Source organism: Enterobacter sp. KBR-315C3_2022, assembly GCF_041399425.1.
In the GTDB taxonomy this organism is placed as follows: domain Bacteria; phylum Pseudomonadota; class Gammaproteobacteria; order Enterobacterales; family Enterobacteriaceae; genus Enterobacter.
Genome location: NZ_JBGKEB010000001.1, coordinates 533,662 through 553,743 on the forward strand (window position 1 = coordinate 533,662; position 20,082 = coordinate 553,743).

The 20,082-nt window shown below is 59.3% G+C and carries 16 protein-coding genes and 1 pseudogene; 9 read left to right on the forward strand and 8 right to left on the reverse strand.

The genetic code is table 11. The features are described from left to right. Positions 1 to 37: 37 nt before the first annotated feature. The 4 genes and pseudogenes from terD to AB8804_RS02705 all read left to right on the forward strand — a co-directional run bounded on the left by terD (position 38) and on the right by AB8804_RS02705 (position 2,069). A complete protein-coding gene (gene terD / locus AB8804_RS02690; RefSeq protein ID WP_371182735.1) occupies positions 38 to 616 on the forward strand; it encodes a tellurium resistance membrane protein TerD in 579 nt (192 codons plus the stop codon). Positions 617 to 687: 71 nt separating this feature from the next. Further along, the gene (locus AB8804_RS02695) at positions 688 to 1,263 is read left to right on the forward strand and encodes a TerD family protein (protein WP_371182737.1); all 576 of its coding nucleotides are present in this window, start codon (positions 688 to 690) and stop codon (positions 1,261 to 1,263) included. A gap of 152 nt (positions 1,264 to 1,415) precedes the next feature. Next, positions 1,416 to 1,922, forward strand: a pseudogene (locus AB8804_RS02700) (TerD family protein); the annotation flags it as partial. Between the two features lie 45 nt (positions 1,923 to 1,967). Then, a complete protein-coding gene (locus AB8804_RS02705) occupies positions 1,968 to 2,069 on the forward strand; it encodes a hypothetical protein (RefSeq protein ID WP_371182820.1) in 102 nt (33 codons plus the stop codon). A gap of 159 nt (positions 2,070 to 2,228) precedes the next feature. On the opposite strand, the gene AB8804_RS02710 is transcribed toward AB8804_RS02705, so the two are convergent. Beyond that, complete coding sequence (locus AB8804_RS02710) at positions 2,229 to 2,801, reverse strand: flavin reductase family protein (RefSeq protein ID WP_371182739.1); 573 nt, start codon at positions 2,799 to 2,801, stop codon at positions 2,229 to 2,231. A 106-nt stretch (positions 2,802 to 2,907) separates the two neighbouring features. On the opposite strand from AB8804_RS02710, the gene nhoA reads away from it, so the two are divergent. Further along, positions 2,908 to 3,753, forward strand: coding sequence for an N-hydroxyarylamine O-acetyltransferase (gene nhoA / locus AB8804_RS02715; protein WP_371182741.1), 846 nt, complete (start codon positions 2,908 to 2,910; stop codon positions 3,751 to 3,753). Between the two features lie 70 nt (positions 3,754 to 3,823). Here the strand turns inward: nhoA and narI are convergent, their stop codons facing one another. The 6 genes from narI to AB8804_RS02745 form a co-directional block, all read right to left on the reverse strand. Continuing rightward, positions 3,824 to 4,504, reverse strand: coding sequence for a respiratory nitrate reductase subunit gamma (gene narI, locus AB8804_RS02720; protein WP_371182743.1), 681 nt, complete (start codon positions 4,502 to 4,504; stop codon positions 3,824 to 3,826). Beyond that, positions 4,501 to 5,196: a nitrate reductase molybdenum cofactor assembly chaperone gene (gene narW / locus AB8804_RS02725; protein WP_371182745.1), complete on the reverse strand. Its 696-nt coding sequence runs from the start codon at positions 5,194 to 5,196 to the stop codon at positions 4,501 to 4,503. The genes narI and narW overlap by 4 nt, the downstream gene beginning before the upstream one ends. Further along, the gene (narH, locus tag AB8804_RS02730) at positions 5,196 to 6,740 is read right to left on the reverse strand and encodes a nitrate reductase subunit beta (RefSeq protein ID WP_371182747.1); all 1,545 of its coding nucleotides are present in this window, start codon (positions 6,738 to 6,740) and stop codon (positions 5,196 to 5,198) included. Before narH ends, narW begins: the two co-directional genes overlap by 1 nt. Next, positions 6,737 to 10,477 carry a nitrate reductase subunit alpha gene (locus tag AB8804_RS02735; RefSeq protein WP_371182749.1) on the reverse strand — a complete coding sequence of 1,247 codons (3,741 nt, stop codon included), beginning with the start codon at positions 10,475 to 10,477 and terminating at the stop codon, positions 6,737 to 6,739. The genes narH and AB8804_RS02735 overlap by 4 nt, the downstream gene beginning before the upstream one ends. Before the next feature lie 66 nt (positions 10,478 to 10,543). Beyond that, positions 10,544 to 11,929, reverse strand: a complete 1,386-nt coding sequence (locus tag AB8804_RS02740) for a NarK family nitrate/nitrite MFS transporter (RefSeq protein ID WP_371182751.1) — start codon at positions 11,927 to 11,929, stop codon at positions 10,544 to 10,546. 210 nt (positions 11,930 to 12,139) lie between these two features. Continuing rightward, positions 12,140 to 12,715 carry a TetR family transcriptional regulator gene (locus tag AB8804_RS02745; protein ID WP_371182753.1) on the reverse strand — a complete coding sequence of 192 codons (576 nt, stop codon included), beginning with the start codon at positions 12,713 to 12,715 and terminating at the stop codon, positions 12,140 to 12,142. A gap of 115 nt (positions 12,716 to 12,830) precedes the next feature. On the opposite strand from AB8804_RS02745, the gene AB8804_RS02750 reads away from it, so the two are divergent. Then, positions 12,831 to 14,318, forward strand: coding sequence for an MFS transporter (locus AB8804_RS02750; protein ID WP_371182755.1), 1,488 nt, complete (start codon positions 12,831 to 12,833; stop codon positions 14,316 to 14,318). Positions 14,319 to 14,374: 56 nt separating this feature from the next. Here AB8804_RS02750 and yddG read toward each other — a convergent pair whose 3' ends face one another. Continuing rightward, on the reverse strand, positions 14,375 to 15,262 hold the full coding sequence (gene yddG, locus AB8804_RS02755; protein ID WP_371182757.1) for an aromatic amino acid DMT transporter YddG: 888 nt from the start codon (positions 15,260 to 15,262) through the stop codon (positions 14,375 to 14,377). Between the two features lie 220 nt (positions 15,263 to 15,482). Between yddG and fdnG the strand changes: the two genes are divergently transcribed. The 3 genes from fdnG to fdnI are packed head-to-tail and all read left to right on the forward strand — an operon-like array spanning position 15,483 to position 20,075. Further along, a complete protein-coding gene (gene fdnG / locus AB8804_RS02760) occupies positions 15,483 to 18,530 on the forward strand; it encodes a formate dehydrogenase-N subunit alpha (RefSeq protein ID WP_371182759.1) in 3,048 nt (1,015 codons plus the stop codon). Positions 18,531 to 18,541: 11 nt separating this feature from the next. Further along, positions 18,542 to 19,426: a formate dehydrogenase subunit beta gene (gene fdxH, locus AB8804_RS02765; RefSeq protein WP_371182761.1), complete on the forward strand. Its 885-nt coding sequence runs from the start codon at positions 18,542 to 18,544 to the stop codon at positions 19,424 to 19,426. Then, positions 19,419 to 20,075 (forward strand): formate dehydrogenase-N subunit gamma, encoded by a 657-nt coding sequence (gene fdnI / locus AB8804_RS02770; RefSeq protein ID WP_371182763.1) that lies wholly within the window; start codon positions 19,419 to 19,421, stop codon positions 20,073 to 20,075. Before fdxH ends, fdnI begins: the two co-directional genes overlap by 8 nt. Positions 20,076 to 20,082: the final 7 nt, after the last annotated feature.

Here is a 20,082-nt window from a genome sequence, read left to right on the forward strand (position 1 = left end):
GCCAACCTGAACAATTACTAAGCTAAGAGGGTATTTTATGAGTGTTTCTCTTTCTAAAGGTGGGAACGTTTCCCTGAGTAAAGCCGCGCCGTCGATGAAAAACGTCCTGGTGGGGCTTGGCTGGGATGCGCGCTCGACTGACGGTCAGGATTTTGACCTTGATGCTTCAGCATTCCTGCTGGCCACTAACGGCAAAGTGCGCGGTGACGCTGATTTCATCTTCTATAACAACCTCACGTCTTCCGACGGATCTGTAACGCACACCGGCGATAATCGTACCGGTGAAGGCGATGGTGATGATGAATCGCTGAAAATCAAACTCGACGCCGTTCCGTCTGACGTAGACAAAATCATTTTCGTGGTGACGATCCATGATGCGGTGGCTCGTCGTCAGAGCTTTGGTCAGGTATCCGGTGCGTTTATCCGCCTGGTTAACGACGACAACCAGAATGAAGTCGCTCGCTACGATCTTACCGAAGATGCGTCAACGGAAACCGCCATGCTGTTTGGCGAGCTGTATCGCCACAACGGTGAGTGGAAATTCCGCGCAGTGGGCCAGGGTTATGCTGGGGGTCTTGCCTCTGTATGCGCCCAGTACGGCATTAATGCGTCTTAATAGAACGATATTTTTTCATATCAGGAGCTGGTGGTTCAGCCCTATTTTAACTGTTTGCAGGAGCTAAAAAAATGGCAGTTTCTCTCGTAAAAGGCGGCAATGTATCCCTGACTAAAGAAGCGCCAACCATGAATATTGCGATGGTTGGCCTGGGCTGGGATGCTCGCGTAACTGACGGTCAGGGTTTTGACCTGGACGCTTCAGTATTCGCAGTAGGCGAAGATGGCAAAGTGCTGTCAGATGCCCATTTCATTTTCTTTAATAATAAAACCAGCCCGGATGGCGCGGTAGAGCACCAGGGGGACAACCGTACAGGTGAAGGCGACGGCGATGACGAGCAGGTCAAAATCGATCTGACCAAAGTCTCAGCAGATATCAAAAAACTGGTGTTTGCCGTTACCATCTATGATGCAGAAGCGCGTAAACAAAACTTCGGCATGGTGAGCAACAGCTTCATGCGCGTTTACAACAACGACAACGGCACGGAAATTGCCCGTTTCGATCTGTCTGAAGATGCCTCAACCGAAACCGCTATGGTCTTTGGTGAACTTTATCGCCACGGCGCTGAGTGGAAGTTTAAAGCTGTCGGTCAGGGCTTTGCCGGTGGCCTGGCGGCTCTTGCCTCTCAACACGGCGTCAATATCTAATTAAAGCGTCATTTAACCCCGGCATCATGCCGGGGTTTTTACTTGACGAAATATTATTGTGATTTAGTGAATGTATTCACAAAGCCTGGCTTTACGTCTGAGCTGATATAAACGCTGCACTTTCAAAATAATAAATCATGTGGAAAGTTAATGTGAATTTACAACCCGGACAAAACATTCCGCTTCATAAAATATTGATCAGGCTGAATCTCAATTACTCTGCCAAACCCGGTTTTAAGAGCGAAATAGATACCTGCCTGTTCCTGCTCAATGCTCAGGGAAAAGTAACGGGCGATGCCGGTTTTATTTTTTATAATAACCTGACTTCTCCAGAGGGAGCGGTAAAGCTTGTTTCCGAGCCCCACCAATCCAGCATCGATATAGCACTGTATCGTGTGCCGCCTGATATCAGTAAAATTGCGATCACCGTCGTCATTGATGGTGATGAGACGATTAGCGGACTCAATGTGCTGAGCATTGAGATTCCAGGCATCTCCGAATTTCGGGCTGAGACACAGGCTCGGAGTGAAAAAGCGATCATTCTGGGTGAAGTATATCGTCATAATGGCGCCTGGAAATTTCGTGCGCTTGGGCAGGGTTTCAACGGCGGACTGGAGCCTCTGGCAACGAGTTATGGTGTCGATGTCCTGGCGGAACCAACAATGAACCTCCCGTAATGGAAGAAATTGTCGACTATCTTTGCAATGGATGATTTCGGTTCGATAAGCGATGAAAAGCTATATGATAATTTACTGGAAGAATTCCGGTCGTGGATTGATGAAAGTAAAAAGCTAAATATCCTTTAGCCAGATTCAGAATAAAAATAGCTCTGCAGAAAACAATTGCTGTAGAGCTTAGATGAGACAGGAATAAAGCCGACTTACTCGCACTGGAAAAAGCCACATCATAACGTTGCACGCTAAGTTTAAAAGAAACGATATTCAGCCAACCAGGACCTGTAAATATCAATCCAGCGCCCTAACCATCCTGCCGCTCGCCACAAACGTTCCCGCGCCCAGATGATGCAGCGTATTGAGCTTATCCCCGTCAAACTGCCAGCGGCCTGCAACAAACGCCCGAGCATCCGCGGCGGCGGACACCACTTCGCCAAACAGCGTGTCGTATTTATCTGCCGCCGCGGTTGCGGGCAACAGGCGGCACTCCATCCATGCCAGGCACTTTTCTTCAATCACCGGAAGGCCCAGCTCCGGGCCGTTGACCACCGGAATGCCATAGCAGTTGAACTTGTCTTCATCGCGTCCGCTGACGCTGCCGACGGCGTAGGTCCAGTTTGCGGCCGCGACGCCGGGGATCACGATGCCAAATTTCCCGCTGCGCTCAATCAGCTCCCGCGACCAGGCGCTTTTATCGACCACAATTGCGATGCGTGGCGGATCGAACTCGACGGGCATCGACCAGGCGGCCGCCATCACGTTGCGCCTGTCTATGGTTTCATCGCGGCTGGTGATCAGCACCGTGGGGCCATGGTTTAGCAGGCGGCTGGCGTGGCGTAGCTCAACGGGGTGAAAGTGGCTCATAGGGTCTCCTCATATATATGGATGAGTATGGCGAAAAAGCACTTTTGCGCATCTGGTTAAGCCAAAATAGTTTATAAACAGGGAATATCTTACTAAGGAATTAACTATGTCCCCATTTCTGAGTGCCTATTTTGCCCGCATCGGCTGGAAGCAACCGTCTTCTGTTGATATCGACACCCTGCGCGGACTGCATCTTCACCACAACAGCGCCATTCCTTTCGAAAATATCGATGTCGTCCTGCCGCGCGAGATCCACCTTGACGATCAAAGCCTGGTCGACAAGCTGATGACGGCGCGACGCGGCGGCTACTGCTTTGAGCAAAACGGCCTGTTCGAACGGGCGCTGCGCGAAGTGGGCTTCACGGTACGCAGCGTGTTGGGGAGGGTGGTTTTAGCGAATCCGCCGCAGATGCCGCCGCGCACGCACCGCCTGCTGCTGGTTGAGCTTAACGGCGAGCGCTGGATCGCGGACGTCGGCTTTGGCGGACAAACGCTGACGTCGCCGATTCGCCTGATTGCCAACGAGGAGCAGACGACGCCGCACGGGCTTTATCGGCTGCTGAGCGAGGGCAACGACTGGGTGCTCCAGTTCCGTCATCACGAGCACTGGCAGTCGATGTACCACTTTGATCTGGCAGCGCAGTATTTCAGCGATTACGTGATGGGCAACTTCTGGTCAGCGCACTGGCCGCAGTCCCACTTTCGCCATCACCTGCTGATGTGCCGCCATCTGCCGGACGGCGGCAAGCTGACGCTCACCAACTTCCACTTTACCCACTGGCAGAACGGTCATGTGGAGGAGCAAATTCATCTGCCGGACGCCGGGGCGCTCTATTCGCTGATGCTGGAGCGGTTTGGCCTGGGCGTTGACGATCCGAAACACGGATTTTCACTGGCGGAACTGACGGCGGTGATGGCGGGATTTGAGACGCTTCCGCAGGCGGGGAAATAGCCCGGTAGCGGCTACGCTTTACCGGGCCTTGAACGTAGGTCGGGTAAGGCGTAGCCGACACCCGACACATTTAACGCCGCGAACGCACCACCTGATACCGCCGCGTTAAATACTCCAGCGGCGCGCTCCAGACGTGAACCAGACGCGTGAAGGGGAAGATCAGGAAGATGGTCATTCCCAGCACCAGATGGACGCGGAAGATAAACGCCACGCCGCTCAGATGTTCAGACGAGCCGCCGCGGAACGTCACCACCGACTGCGCCCAGTCCACCAGCTTGAGCATTTCGCTCCCGTCCGGATACCGCGCGGAGAACGGAATGGTCGAGAGTCCCAGAATGCACTGCGCCAGCAGAATGCTGAGGATCAGAATATCCGCGGTCGTCGCGGTGGCGCGAACGCGCGGGTTGGTCAGGCGGCGGATCAATAGCCCCGCGCCCCCCACCAGCGTCAGCACGCCGCACACGCCGCCGAGGATCATCGCCATCAGCTGCTTTTGCGACATCGGCAGGAACCACGAGTAGACCCAGTGCGGCGTCAGCATGCCGAACAGGTGCCCGAAGAAAATGCCGAGAATGCCGACGTGGAACAGATTCGACCACAGCACCATGCCGCGCCTGTCCAGCATCTGGCTGGAGGAGGCGCGCCAGGTGTACTGGCCGTAATCGTAGCGCAGCCAGCTTCCGACGAGGAACACGGTGCCGCACACGTAGGGGTAGATATCGAAGAAAAAGACGTTCAGATACGGCATCATTTTGGGCCTCCGGCGCTGACGTCGACGTACTGCGGGGCGACGTCCTGGCTAAAGCGTCGTTGATATTGCTGCATCGGCGAGCTGTCGCACGACGTAGCGTTGTCCTCAATAAACTTAACCTGTTCCTCTTCCCAGACCGCGTCCAGCGCCTGGCGGGTGTCGTCGCGCTTTTCGCCCGAGACCTGTTTGGTGACACTGTCACTTGAGAGGCGGCTTCCTGCCAGGGCGAGCAGGGCGTCAAACAGCTGATAGTGCGCCACGCCGCGCTGCTTGAGGCGTCCGCCAATCAGCGCGAGGATCGGCGCGACGTTTTGCAGCCCGTCGCGCGCCTCGTCGTCCGTGACGATGCTGAGGTATTCCAGATACAGCGGCAGGTAGTCCGGCAGCTCGCGGCAGTCCAGCTGCAGGCCCGCCTTCTCGTACTGGCTCATCAGATCGACCATCGCCTGGCCGCGATCGCGGGACTCGGCGTGAACGTGCTCGAACAGCAGCAGCGACGTGGCGCGGCCCCGCTCGAACACTTCGCACCACTCGGCCTGCTTGTCCAGCAGGGCGGTGCTCAGGTGCTGGCGCGCAAACGGCAGCAGCATGGGCGCGTCCTGGGCAATCAGGGAAAGCGCTTCGTCACGGCTTTCCCACAGGGTCTCATCGGGATACTCGATCAGCAGCGCGATGATTTTGAGGATCTGCATTATTCTCCCTCCCCGTGTTCGCGCACCTCGGTGATGTTGATCGCGTCGATGCGGCTGCTGTTGAAGAGGTTGAATTTGGTGTCGGAGCCGTGGCAGCCGTCGCCGAAGGTAAAGCCGCAGCCGTTTTTCTCTGGGAAGGCGTCGCGCGCCATCTCGCGGTGGCTGGTGGGGATCACGAAGCGATCTTCGTAGTTGGCGATGGCGAGATAGCGATACATCTCCTCAACCTGTTCAACCGTCAGGCCGACCTCTTCGATCGCGCGCGTGTCCGTTACGCCTTCTACGGTCTGGGAGCGCATGTAGTGGCGCATCGCCATCATGCGCTTCAGCGCGCGCAGCACCGGGCCGGTGTCGCCCGCGCTGAGCATGTTCGCCAGATACTGCACCGGTATGCGCAGGTTCTCAACCGCAGGAAGCACGCCGTCGTTCATCGGCAGGCCGCCGGCGTCGGCGTAGGACTGAATCGGCGACAGCGGCGGCACGTACCAGACCATCGGCAGGGTGCGGTATTCCGGGTGCAGCGGCAGGGCCAGCTTCCAGTCCATCGCCATTTTGTAGACCGGGGACTTTTGCGCGGCGTCGATCACGTTCTGCGGAATACCCTGCTTCAGTGCCTCTTCGATGACCGCCGGGTCGTGCGGGTTAAGGAACACGTCGCACTGGCGCTCGTAGAGATCGGTTTCGTGCTCGGTGCTGGCCGCTTCCTCAATGCGGTCCGCGTCGTACAGCAGCACCCCGAGATAGCGGATGCGCCCGACGCAGGTTTCCGAGCAGACGGTAGGCTGGCCGGATTCAATGCGCGGGTAGCAGAAGATGCATTTTTCCGACTTGCCGCTCTTCCAGTTGAAGTAGATTTTTTTGTACGGACAGCCGCTGATGCACATGCGCCAGCCGCGGCATTTGTCCTGGTCGATCAGCACAATCCCGTCTTCTTCGCGCTTGTAGATCGCGCCGCTCGGGCAGGTCGCCACGCAGCTTGGGTTCAGGCAGTGCTCGCACAGGCGCGGGAGATACATCATGAAGGTGTTCTCGAACTGGCCGTACATTTCCTTCTGAATTTTGTCGAAGTTGCGGTCGCGCGCGCGCTTTTCGAACTCGCCGCCGAGCAGCTCTTCCCAGTTCGGACCGCCGACGATTTTATCCATGCGCTTGCCGGTCAGCAGCGAGCGGGGGCGGGCGGTCGGCAGATGATCGCCTTCCGGCGCGCGGTGCAGATCCTGGTAGTCAAAGGTGAACGGCTCGTAGTAATCGTCGATGCCCGGCAGCGACGGGTTGGCGAAGATTTTCGACAGCACGCCGACGCGGCCGCCGAGGCGCGGGGTCAGCTTGCCGGTAATGCCGCGCACCCAGCCGCCTTGCCACTCCTCCTGATCTTCCCAGTTTTTCGGATAGCCAATACCCGGCTTGGTCTCCACGTTGTTGAACCACGCGTACTCCATGCCTTCGCGCCCGGTCCAGACGTTTTTACAGGTGACCGAGCAGGTGTGGCAGCCGATGCACTTATCGAGATTCAGTACCATGCCAACCTGTGAGCGTATTTTCATTTTTTCGCCTCCTGAACCTGATCCCGACCTTCGCCGTCCAGCCAGTTAATGTTTTTCATTTTGCGGATCATGATGAACTCGTCGCGGTTGGAGCCGACGGTGCCGTAATAGTTAAAGCTGTAGGCGAGCTGCGCGTAGCCGCCGATCATGTGCGTCGGCTTCGGACAAACGCGCGTCACCGAGTTGTGAATGCCCCCGCGCCGTCCGGTTACCTCTGAACCCGGAATGTTCAGGATGCGCTCCTGGGCGTGGTACATCATGGTCATGCCCGGGGGCACGCGCTGGCTGACCACCGCGCGGGCGGTGAGGGCGCCGTTGGCGTTGAAGGCTTCGATCCAGTCGTTATCCTCAATGCCCAGCTCGCGGGCGTCGGTTTCGCTGAGCCAGACGATCGGCCCGCCGCGCGACAGGGTCTGCATCAGCAGGTTTTCGCTGTAGGTGGAGTGAATGCCCCACTTCTGGTGCGGCGTCAGGAAGTTCAGCGCTTTTTCCGGGAAGCCGTTCGGCGGGATCTCGCGCATGTGGGTCACGCTGCGGGTGTCAATCGGCGGACGATAGGCCACCAGGCTTTCGCCAAAGGCGCGCATCCACGCGTGATCCTGATAGAGCTGCTGGCGGCCGGAGAGGGTGCGCCACGGGATCAGCTCGTGGACGTTGGTGTAGCCCGCGTTATACGAGACGTGCTCGCTCTCAAGGCCGGACCAGGTCGGGCTGGAGATGATTTTGCGCGGCTGCGCCTGAATGTCGCGGAAGCGGATTTTCTCGTCTTCCTTGTTGATCGCCAGATGGGTATGGTCGCGCCCGGTTAACTCCCCGAGCGTCTGCCAGGCCTTCACCGCCACCTGGCCGTTGGTCTCCGGCGCGAGGGCGAGGATCACCTCCGAGGCGTCAATCGCCGTCTCGATCAGCGGGCGGCCTTTTGCCGGGCCGTCGAGCTTGACGTAGTTAAGCTTGCCGAGGAAATCCACCTCGTTCTGGGTGTTCCACGAAATGCCTTTTCCGCCGTTGCCGAGCTTGTCCATCAGCGGGCCCAGCGAGGTAAAGCGCTCGTAGGTTTCCGGGTAGTTACGCTCAACCACCGCAATGTTCGGCGCGGTTTTGCCGGGGATCAGGTCGCATTCGCCCTTGCGCCAGTCCTGAATATCAAACGGCTGGGAGAGCTCCGCCGGAGAATCATGCTGCAGCGGCTGCAGCACCACGTCGGTTTCGGTGCCCAGATGCCCCACGCACACCTCGGAGAAGACTTTGGCGATGCCTTTGTAGATCTCCCAGTCGCTGCGCGATTCCCACGCCGGATCGACGGCGGCGGAGAGCGGGTGAATAAACGGATGCATATCCGAGGTATTCATGTCGTCTTTTTCGTACCAGGTGGCGGTCGGCAGGACGATATCCGAGAACAGGCAGGTGCTGGACATGCGGAAATCGAGCGTCACCAGCAGGTCCAGCTTGCCCTCGATGGCGGCGGTCTGCCACTCCACCTCTTCCGGCTTGACGTCGTTGGTCGAGCCCAGGTCCTCGCCCTGAATACCGCTCTCGGTGCCGAGCAGGTATTTCAGCATGTACTCATGGCCTTTACCGGACGAGCCGAGCAGGTTTGAGCGCCAGACGAACAGGTTGCGCGGGTGGTTTTTGCCGCTGTCGGGCTGTTCGCAGGCGAAGCGGATATCGCCGGACTTCAGCGCCGCCGCGGTATAGTCCTGCGGCGTCATTCCCGCGGCTTCCGCGCGCGCCTTCACGTGCAGCGGGTTAAGGTTGAGCTGAGGCGCGGACGGCAGCCAGCCCATGCGCTCGGCGCGGACGTTGAAGTCGATCAGGTGGCCGCTGAACTTCGAGGCGTCGGCTAGCGGAGAGAGCAGCTCCTGCGCGGTCAGCTTTTCATAGCGCCACTGGCTGGCGTGGTTATAGAAGAACGAGGTGCTGTTCATCTGGCGCGGCGGGCGGTTCCAGTCCAGCGCGAAGGCCAGCGGCAGCCAGCCGGTCTGCGGGCGCAGCTTCTCCTGGCCGACGTAGTGCGACCAGCCGCCGCCGCTCTGCCCGACGCAGCCGCAGAAGACCAGCATGTTGATCATCCCGCGGTAGTTCATGTCCATGTGGTACCAGTGGTTCACCCCGGCACCGAGAATAATCATCGACCGGCCGTGCGTTTTGTGCGCGGTGTCGGCAAATTCGCGGGCAATTTTTTCGATCAGGTACGCCGGAACGCCGGTGATCTGCTCGCCCCAGGCCGGGGTATAGGCTTTCACGTCGGCATAGCTTGCCGCCGCGTTGCTGTCCTCCAGGCCGCGGTCGAGCCCGTAGTTGGCCAGCACCAGGTCGTACACGCTGGCCACGCGTTGCTGGCTGCCGTCGGCGAGGGTCAGGATTTTGCTCGGCACGCGGCGATACAATACCGGTTCCTGCTTGACGCTGCGGAAGTGCGGGTTTTCGTTACCGCCAAAGTAGGGGAACGCCACCTCGGCGATGCTGTCGTGGGTGATGAGCAGGGAGAGCGTAAGCTCGGTTTCGCTGCCCGCCGCCAGCGTTTCGAGGTTCCATTTGCCTTTTTCTCCCCAGCGGAAGCCGATCGATCCGTTTGGCACCACCAGATTGCCCGCGACGTCAAAGGCGATGGTTTTCCACTCCGGGTTATTGGCTTCGCCGAGGCCGTCGGCCAGATCGGACGCGCGCAGCATGCGCCCCGGCACCGTGCGTCCGTCGGCCTGTTCGTCGAGCAGCACCAGCATCGGCATGTCGGTGTAGCGGCGGCAGTAGTTGAGGAAGTAATCGCTCGGGTTATCGAGGTGGAACTCCTTAAGGATCACGTGGCCCATCGCCATGGCGAGGGCGCTGTCGGTGCCTTGCTTCGGCGCCAGCCACTGGTCGCTCAGCTTGGCGACCTCGGAGAAGTCCGGCGTGATGGCAACGGTTTTGGTGCCCTTATAGCGCACCTCGGTAAAGAAGTGGGCGTCCGGGGTGCGCGTCTGCGGCACGTTCGAGCCCCAGGCGATGATGTAGCTGGAGTTGTACCAGTCGGCGGACTCCGGCACGTCGGTCTGCTCGCCCCACGTCATCGGCGACGCGGGGGGCAGGTCGCAGTACCAGTCGTAGAAGCTCAGGCAGGTGCCGCCCAGCAGGGAGAGGTAGCGCGTGCCCGCGGCGTAAGAGACCATCGACATCGCCGGGATCGGCGAGAAGCCGGCCACGCGATCCGGGCCGAAGTTTTTGATGGTCCAGACGTTGGCGGCGGCAATCAGCTGGTTAAGCTCTTTCCAGTTCGAGCACACGAAGCCGCCGTGGCCGCGCGCCTGCCTGTAGCTTTGGCTCTTCTGCGGATCGTTTTGAATGGCGTCCCAGGCCACAACCGGATCGGGATGCTCGGCCAGCGCCTCGCGCCACAGCTCGATCAGCCGACGGCGCACCAGCGGATACTTCAGGCGGTTGGCGCTGTAGAGATACCAGGAATAGCTCGCCCCGCGCGGGCAGCCGCGCGGCTCGTGGTTGGGCAGGTCAGGGCGGGTGCGCGGGTAGTCGGTTTGCTGGGTTTCCCAGGTGACGAGGCCGTTTTTAACGTAGATTTTCCAGCTGCAGGAGCCCGTACAGTTTACGCCGTGGGTCGAACGCACGATTTTGTCGAACTGCCAGCGCTGGCGGTAGCTGTCCTCCCAGTCGCGGTTGGTGTGGTACACCTGCCCGTGCCCGTCGGCGAAGCTTTCGCCTTTTTGTTTGAAATAACGAAAGCGGTCCAACAGTTTGCTCATGACATTTCTCCTGCTTCGATAACGTGGCCGCAGGGCGCCGCGGCGCCTTACGGCAAAGAGGCATTATTATTTTTGTGAGGATTTACGGCCGTAGACCAGCCAGGTGACAAGCACGCAGACGATGTAGAACACCAGGAACACCTTCATCGCCCCGACCGGGGAGCCGGTCATCGCCAGCGACGTGCCGAAGGCTTTAGGAATGAAGAAACCGCCGACGGCGCCAATGGCGGAGATAAAGCCCAGCGCGGCGGCCGTTTCGGTCACCGCCTCGTGTTGCGCCTGCTCGTCGCTGCCGCCCTGCTGCTTGACGCGGGCGAGGGTGATTTGGCGGAAAATCACGGCAATCATCTGGAAGGTAGAGCCGCTGCCCAGCCCTGCGGTCAGGAACAGCCCCATAAACACCAGGTAGAACGCCATGAAGCTGCCCGAGCCGGAGCCGGGCAGCGTCAGGAAAATCAGGGCGCTGAAGATCGCCATAAAGACGAAGTTGATCAGCGTGACGCGCACGCCGCCCAGCCGGTCGGAGATCATCCCGCCCGCAGAGCGCGCCAGCGCGCCGATCAGCGGGCCAAAGAAGGCGAGGTGCAGGATGTTGACGTCCGGGAACTGGGTTTTCGACAGCATGGCAAAGCCCGCCGAGAAGCCGATAAAGGAGCCGAACGTCGCCAGATAAAGCAGGCTCAGCAGCCACAGGTGAAAGCGCTTCAGCACCGGCAGCTGGCTGGCAATCGTCGCCTTAGAGCTGGCGATATCGTTCATGCCAAAGAAGGCGGCCACGGTCGCCAGCAGCAGCAGCGGCGCCCAGATCCACGCCGCGTTGGCGAGCCACATCGTGGAGCCGTCCTCCTGCGGCACGCCGTGAACGCCGAGGAAGGTGAACATCGGCAGGAAAATCACCAGCGGTGCGACCAGCTGCATCACGCTGACGCCGAGATTGCCCAGCCCGCCGTTGATCCCCAGCGCGCTGCCCTGTTTGGCTTTCGGGAAGAAGAAGCTGATGTTGCCCATGCTGGAGGCAAAGTTAGCCCCGGCAAAGCCGCACAGCAGCGCGATGATGATAAACACCCAGTACGGCGTGGCGGTGTTCTGAATGGCGATCCCCAGCCAGACGCAGGGAACAATCAGGATCACCGTGCTCACTACCGTCCAGTAGCGCCCGCCAAATATCGGCACCATAAAGGAATAGGGCACGCGCAATATCGCGCCGGAAAGGGAAGGAAGGGCGGTAAGCATGAAAAGCTGGTCGGTGGTGAAATTAAATCCGACTTTATTCAGATTGACCGCAATGGCGCTAAATAACATCCAGACGCAGAAGGCGAGCAGCAGGCAGGCGACGGATATCCATAGATTTCTTCGCGCGATTGGCTTTCCTTTATTCTCCCAAAATTGCGTGTTTTCCGGTTTCCAGTCTTTAAGCAGGTATTGATTATTTTTTTCACCTTGAAATGACATATCGCCCTCTTGCTTCACCAAGTAAAGAGAAAAGTAGAATAAAATCAAACAGATGACAGGATGGAATGAACTGACGTTATTGGATGTTTTTGGATACTTCTGAAAGGATAGATAAAAAAGCGAACCCCCGAGTTTGGAATGGGAATAGGGTATCGCTTTATGTGTTACTAATTGTAACGTTTTGCGGATTTTAATACCTCGTTGTAGGTATTAATACAATTCGAGGGTGATAGATTTATCGAGATGGGTATTAAACGCGTCATCGTCCATTTCGGGCATATTTAAAACGTATATCCCGTCAAGCCCGCATACCAGCCCGATCAATCGCCATGCGATATTTTCAGCCCGATCCGAAAGGGTAAATTCGCCTGCCGACTCGCCGGCCTGAATAATGGCAACGGTATCCTGATGCCACATTTCCATCGTCAGCACGTAGGCGCCCTTTATGTCCTCATCGCGGCTCGCCAGGATCTGCGCTTCGCGCCATAACCGGATATAAGGTTCAAACCCGCCCTCGTCGCTGCCGAGCATCGCCCGCAGGCGTTCCCGCCAGCTGGCCTCCTCGCCGACCACTTCCGCATCCAGCAGGTCGCGGATCAGCCTGACGAACGTCAGCGACTTTAGCTCTCCGACGGAGGCAAAATGGTGGTGAACCTGGCCGGTCGCGACGCCAGCCTCCGCCGCAATGCGTCGCACCGTCATTGCCGCCAGCCCTTCCGCCAGCGCCACGCGCATGGCCGCCTGTAAAATCGCTTCTCGCCGTTCGTCCTTGGTCAGATACCGCATAGTGACTCTCTCTCAATGGGAACGAAACGAGTGTAACAAAAAGCTGGACAAGTGTTCAACATTACGTAGGATCGCCTCCTGGACATGTGTCCAGCTTTAGGTGAAAAGGAAATTTATGTTTCGTCAGTGGTTAGCGTTGGTAATTATCGTGCTGGTCTATATCCCGGTAGCGATTGACGCGACGGTGCTGCACGTGGCTGCGCCGACATTGAGCATGACGCTGGGTGCCAGCGGCAATGAATTGCTGTGGATTATTGATATTTACTCGCTGGTGATGGCGGGTATGGTGCTGCCGATGGGCGCGCTGGGGGATCGCATTGGCTTTAAGCGGCTGCTGATTATCGGCAGCACCCTGTTTGGCCTGTCGTCGCTGGCCGCGGCGTTTGCGCCGTCGGCGGGGTGGCTGATTGCCGCCCGCGCGTCGCTGGCAATCGGGGCGGCGATGATCATTCCCGCCACGCTTGCGGGTATCCGCACGCTGTTCGTTGACGCCAAAGATCGCAATATCGCCCTTGGCGTCTGGGCGGCGGTCGGCTCCGGCGGCGCGGCGTTTGGCCCGCTGATCGGCGGTATGCTGCTTGAGCATTTCTACTGGGGCGCGGTCTTCTTAATCAACGTGCCGATCGTGCTGGTGGTGGTAATGCTGGCCGCGCGCTTTGTGCCCGCGCAGCAGGGGCGGCCCGAGCAGCCGCTGAACATCAGCCACGCGATTATGCTGATTATCGCGATCCTGCTGCTGGTCTTTAGCGCGAAAACGGCGCTGAAGGGGGCGCTGTCTCCGTGGCTGGTGGCGGGCACGCTGCTGATCGGCGCGGCGATGCTCTTTACCTTCGTGCGCATCCAGCTTCGCGCCCGCGTGCCGATGATCGACATGCGCCTGTTCTGCCACCGCATCATCCTGAGCGGCGTGGTGATGGCGATGACGGCGATGATCGCGCTGGTTGGCTTTGAGCTGCTGATGGCGCAGGAGCTGCAGTTTGTTCACGGCTTCACGCCGTTTGAGGCGGGCATGTTTATGCTGCCGGTGATGGTCGCCAGCGGCTTTAGCGGCCCGATTGCCGGGATCCTGGTCGGGCGTCTGGGGCTGCGCCTCGTTGCGGCGGGCGGCATGGGGCTTAGCGCCGTCAGCTTTATCGGGCTCTCGACGCTCGACTTCAGCACCCAGCAGTGGCAGGCGTGGAGCCTGATGGTGCTGCTCGGCTTTAGCGCCGCCAGCGCGCTGCTGGCGTCAACCTCAGCGATTATGGCTGCCGCGCCGAAGGAGAAAGCGGCAGCGGCGGGGGCGATCGAAACCATGTCCTACGAGCTGGGCGCGGGGCTGGGGATTGCGATCTTTGGCCTGCTGCTGACCCGCAGCTTCTCGGCGTCGATCGTGCTGCCGCAGGGGCTGAGCGGAGCGCTGGCCGATAAGGCCTCGTCGTCGATTGGCGAAGCGGTGAAGGTGGCGCAGGATCTGACGCCGTCGATGTCCGAGTCGGTGATCGGGGCCGCGAAGGCGGCGTTTATCACCTCCCACAGCGTGGCGCTGGGCAGCGCGGGCGCCATGCTGCTGGTGCTGGCGGTGGGGATGTGGTTTAGCCTCGCGAAAGCGCCGCAGCAGTAACCGCGCGGCGCGCGGATCGGGGCCTCCTTGTTTTCAGGGAGGCCTTTTTTAGTGCGCTATTTCGCGGTGCTTCGCGTGGCGTACCAGCAGAGGAGCGAGCCGGCGCACACCATCAGCGCGCCCTGCCAGAAGGAAAACGAGAGCGGGGAGCTGAGCACCGCGGCCGCCAGCGCGGCGGAGAGCACGGGGGTAAAATAGGAGACCGCAGCAAGCACCGTGACGTTGCCGTGCAAAATGCCAATGTTCCACGCCGCGTAGCCGAAGCCAAGCGCCACGCCGCAGAGCAACAGCTTAACCACCACCGGCACGCTAAAGACCATTTCCGGCTGATCGCTGACGGCATATTTCACCCACAGGCTGAGGGCCGTCAGCAGCACGAAGAGGGTAATGCCGTTCTGGCCTTTCGCGTATCTGCTGGTCACGGTGCAGTAGGCCGCCCAGATGAAGGCTCCGACAAAGGCCAGCGCGTAGCTCAGCGGGCTGGAGACGACGTTGCGGATGATTTCATCCGCGTGCAGCCCCCGGTCGCCGCCCAGCACCCAGCAGACGCCGAGAAGTGAAACGAGCAGGCCGGGGATCACCCACAGCGTCGATTTTTGTCCGTTGAACAGGATGGCAAAGACGATCGTCAGGCTCGGCCAAAGGTAGTTGACCATGCCCACTTCGATGGCCTGCGCGCGCGTGGCCGCGTAGCCCAGGGAGAGCGCCAGGCAGATTTCGTAGCTGACGAACAGGATGCTGCCCGCCACCAGATAGCGCGGAGAAAACCGCCTCACATTGGGAAAACCGACGGTGACCAGACACAGTAATCCGCTGACGGTGTAGATCATCGCCGCGCCGCCCACCGGGCCGAGCCCTTCGCTGACGCTGCGTATAAGTCCGACCATGGTGCTCCACAGCAGGATCGCCGCCAGCCCAATCAGCGTTGCTCGCTTTCTGTCCATCTCTTCGCCATTCCCCTCATATTCAAAGGGAAAACTTATAACACCGATTGCATACATCCTGCGAATAGTCCATGCAAAAATTAGCCCTTTGGGAGTACGCAAAGCCAGCGGGTGCGACTATTTAGGGGGCTAAATCAGGCGTCCTTGATTTGACGCAAAAAAAACAGGGGCTTTGCTGTTAGTTTGCGGCGCGAAGTCTCATTAGATAACGAGGACAGCAATGGACGTCAGCCGCAGACAATTTTTTAAAATCTGCGCGGGCGGTATGGCCGGAACAACAGTCGCCGCACTGGGATTCGCTCCCAAGATGGCGCTGGCTCAGGCGCGCAACTTTAAGCTGCTGCGCGCCAAAGAGATCCGCAACACCTGCACATACTGCTCCGTAGGTTGTGGGCTACTGATGTATAGCCTGGGCGATGGCGCGAAGAACGCCAAAGAAGCGATTTACCATATTGAAGGCGATCCGGATCATCCGGTAAGCCGCGGGGCGCTGTGCCCAAAAGGGGCGGGCCTGCTGGACTATGTCCACAGCGAAAACCGCCTGCGCTATCCGGAATACCGCGCGCCGGGTTCCGATAAATGGCAGCGCATCTCGTGGGATGAAGCCTTCTCCCGCATCGCGAAGCTGATGAAAGCCGACCGCGACGCCAACTTTATCGAAAAGAACGAGCAGGGCGTGACGGTCAACCGCTGGCTCTCCACCGGGATGCTCTGCGCATCTGCGGCAAGTAATGAAACCGGCATGCTGACGCAAAAATTCGTGCGCTCGCTCGGCATGCTGGCGGTAGACAACCAGGCGCGCGTCTGACACGGACCAACGGTAGCAAGTCTTGCTCCAACATTTGGTCGCGGTGCGATGACCAACCACTGGGTTGATATCAAAAACGCTAACGTCGTGGTGGTGATGGGCGGTAACGCCGCTGAAGCCCATCCGGTGGGATTCCGCTGGGCGATGGAAGCGAAAAACAACAACGATGCGACGCTTATCGTCGTCGATCCGCGCTTCACGCGTACGGCATCGGTGGCCGATATCTATGCGCCAATCCGCTCCGGCACGGACATTACGTTCCTGTCCGGCGTGCTGTTGTACCTGATCGAAAACAACAAAATTAACGCCGAATACGTTAAGCACTACACCAACGCCGGCCTGCTGGTGCGGGACGATTTTGCCTTCGACGACGGCCTGTTCAGCGGCTATGACGCCGAAAAACGCCAGTACGACAAGTCCTCCTGGAACTACCAGTTCGACGAAAACGGCTACGCGAAACGCGACGATACGCTCACCGATCCGCGCTGTGTGTGGAACCTGCTGAAGCAGCACGTTTCCCGCTACACCCCGGACGTAGTGGAAAACATCTGCGGGACGCCAAAAGCGGACTTCCTGAAGGTGTGCGAAGTGCTGGCCTCGACCAGCGCGGCGGACAGAACCACCACCTTCCTGTACGCGCTCGGCTGGACGCAGCACACCGTGGGCGCGCAGAACATCCGCACCATGGCGATGATCCAGCTGCTGCTGGGCAACATGGGCATGGCGGGCGGCGGCGTGAACGCGCTGCGCGGCCACTCCAATATTCAGGGCCTGACCGATCTCGGCCTGCTGTCGACCAGCCTGCCGGGCTACCTGACGCTGCCGTCGGAAAAACAGACCGATTTCCAGACCTGGCTTACGGCGAATACGCCGAAAGCCACGCTGCCGGACCAGGTGAACTACTGGAGCAACTATCCGAAGTTCGCCGTCAGCCTGATGAAATCCTTCTACGGCGATGCGGCGCAGAAGGAAAACGACTGGGGCTTTGAGTGGCTGCCGAAGTGGGACCAGGCCTACGACGTCATCAAGTATTTCAACATGATGGATAAGGGCAGCGTCACCGGCTACATCTGCCAGGGCTTTAACCCGGTCGCGTCGTTCCCGGATAAAAACAAGGTGGTTCGCAGCCTCAGCAAGCTGAAGTACATGGTGGTTATCGATCCGCTTGTGACCGAAACGTCCACCTTCTGGCAGAACCACGGCGAGTCTAACGACGTCGACCCGGCGTCGATTCAGACCGAGGTGTTCCGCCTGCCGTCCACCTGCTTCGCGGAAGAGGACGGCTCGATTGCCAACTCCGGCCGCTGGCTGCAGTGGCACTGGAAGGGCCAGGACGCGCCGGGCGAAGCGCGTAATGACGGCGAAATTCTGGCCGGTATTTACCATCGCCTGCGCGACATGTACCGCACGGAAGGCGGCAAAGGCGCCGAGCCGCTGCTGAAGATGAGCTGGAGCTACAAGCAGCCGGACCATCCTGAGTCAGAGGAAGTGGCGAAAGAGAACAACGGCGTTGCGCTGGAAGATCTCTTTGATGCCAACGGCAACCTGCTGGCGAAGAAGGGCCAGCTGCTGAACAGCTTCGCGCTGCTGCGCGACGACGGCACCACGGCCTCTTCCTGCTGGATCTACGCCGGAAGCTGGACCGAGCAGGGTAACCAGATGGCCAACCGCGACAACGCCGATCCGTCAGGCCTTGGCAATACGCTGGGCTGGGCATGGGCGTGGCCGCTGAACCGCCGCGTGCTGTACAACCGCGCGTCTGCGGACGTCAACGGCAAGCCGTGGGATCCGAAACGGATGCTGATCGAGTGGAACGGATCGAAGTGGGCGGGGAACGACATCCCGGACTTCAACACCGCCGCGCCGGGCAGCAAAACCGGGCCGTTCATCATGCAGCCGGAAGGGCTGGGCCGCCTGTTCGCCCTCGACAAGCTGGCGGAAGGGCCGTTCCCGGAGCACTACGAGCCGATGGAAACGCCGCTCGGCACCAACCCGCTGCACCCGAACGTGATCTCGAGTCCGGTGGTGCGTATCTACGAGGACGACGTGCTGCGCCTGGGCAAGAAGGACAAATTCCCGTACGTGGGAACGACCTATCGCCTGACCGAGCATTTCCACACCTGGACCAAGCACGCGCGGCTTAACGCCATCGCCCAGCCGGAACAGTTCGTGGAAATCAGCGAAACGCTGGCGAAGGCGAAGGGCATTGCCAACGGCGACCGCGTGACGGTCAGCAGCAAGCGCGGGTTCATTCGCGCCGTGGCGGTGGTGACCCGCCGTCTGCAGACGCTGAACGTGCACGGCCAGCAGGTGGAAACCGTGGGTATTCCGCTGCACTGGGGCTTTGAGGGCGTGGCGCAGAAAGGCTACATCGCCAACACCCTGACGCCTAACGTCGGCGATTCCAACTCGCAAACGCCGGAGTACAAAGCGTTTCTGGTTAACATCGAGAAAGCGTAAGGAGCGAATAAATGGCGATGGAAACACAAGACATCATTAAACGCTCCGCGACAAACGCCATGACCCCCGCGCCCCGCGCGCGGGATTACAAGGCCGAGGTCGCCAAGCTTATCGATGTTTCATCCTGCGTGGGCTGTAAAGCCTGCCAGGTGGCGTGCTCGGAGTGGAACGACATTCGCGACGAGGTGGGGCACTGCGTCGGAGTTTACGATAACCCGGCCGATCTGAGCGCCAAGTCGTGGACGGTGATGCGCTTTAGCGAAACCGACCAGAACGGCAGGCTGGAGTGGCTGATCCGCAAAGACGGCTGCATGCACTGCGAAGACCCGGGCTGCCTGAAGGCGTGCCCGTCCGCGGGGGCGATCATTCAGTACGCCAACGGGATCGTCGACTTCCAGCAGGACCACTGCATCGGCTGCGGCTACTGCATTGCCGGGTGTCCGTTTAACGTCCCGCGCCTCAACAAAGAGGATAACCGGGTCTATAAATGCACCCTGTGCGTGGACCGCGTCAGCGTGGGCCAGGAGCCAGCCTGCGTGAAGACGTGCCCAACGGGCGCCATCCACTTCGGCACCAAGACCGAGATGCTGGAAGTGGCGCAGCAGCGTGTGGACAAGCTTAAGGCGCGCGGTTACGAAAACGCGGGCATTTACAACCCGCAGGGCGTGGGCGGGACGCACGTGATGTACGTGCTGCACCATAACGACCAGCCGGAGCTGTACCACAACCTGCCGAAAGATCCGGCGATCGATACCTCGATCAACCTGTGGAAAGGGGCGCTTAAGCCGCTCTCCGCGGCGGGCTTTATCGCCACCTTTGCCGGGCTGATTTATCACTACATCGGCATCGGGCCAAACAAAGAGGTGGATGACGACGAGGAGGATCATCATGAGTAAGTCGAAAATGATCGTGCGCACGAAGTTTATCGACCGCGCCTGTCACTGGACGGTGGTGATCTGCTTCTTCCTGGTGGCGGTATCGGGGATTTCGTTCTTCTTCCCGACGCTGCAGTGGCTGACCGAAACCTTCGGGACGCCGCAGATGGGGCGCATTCTGCACCCGTTCTTCGGCGTGCTGATTTTCGTGGTGCTGATGTTTATGTTCGTGCGCTTCGTTCACCACAACATCCCGGACAAGCAGGACATTCCGTGGGTGAAGGGGATTATCGAGGTTCTGAAGGGCAACGAGCATAAGGTCGCAAAAGTCGGCAAATACAACGCCGGGCAGAAGATGATGTTCTGGACCATCATGAGCATGATTTTCGTGCTGCTGGTGACCGGCGTGATCATCTGGCGTCCGTACTTTGCCCAGTACTTCCCGATCCAGGTCGTACGCTACGCGCTGCTGATCCACGCCACGTCGGCCATCATTCTGATCCACGCCATCCTGATCCATATGTACATGGCATTCTGGGTGAAAGGCTCGATTAAGGGGATGATCGAAGGGAAGGTGAGCCGCCGCTGGGCGCAGAAACACCACCCGCGCTGGTATCGCGACGTTGAGCGCATGGAAGCGAAAGAAGAGAGTAGCGAAGGGCTTAAATAGCGTAAGC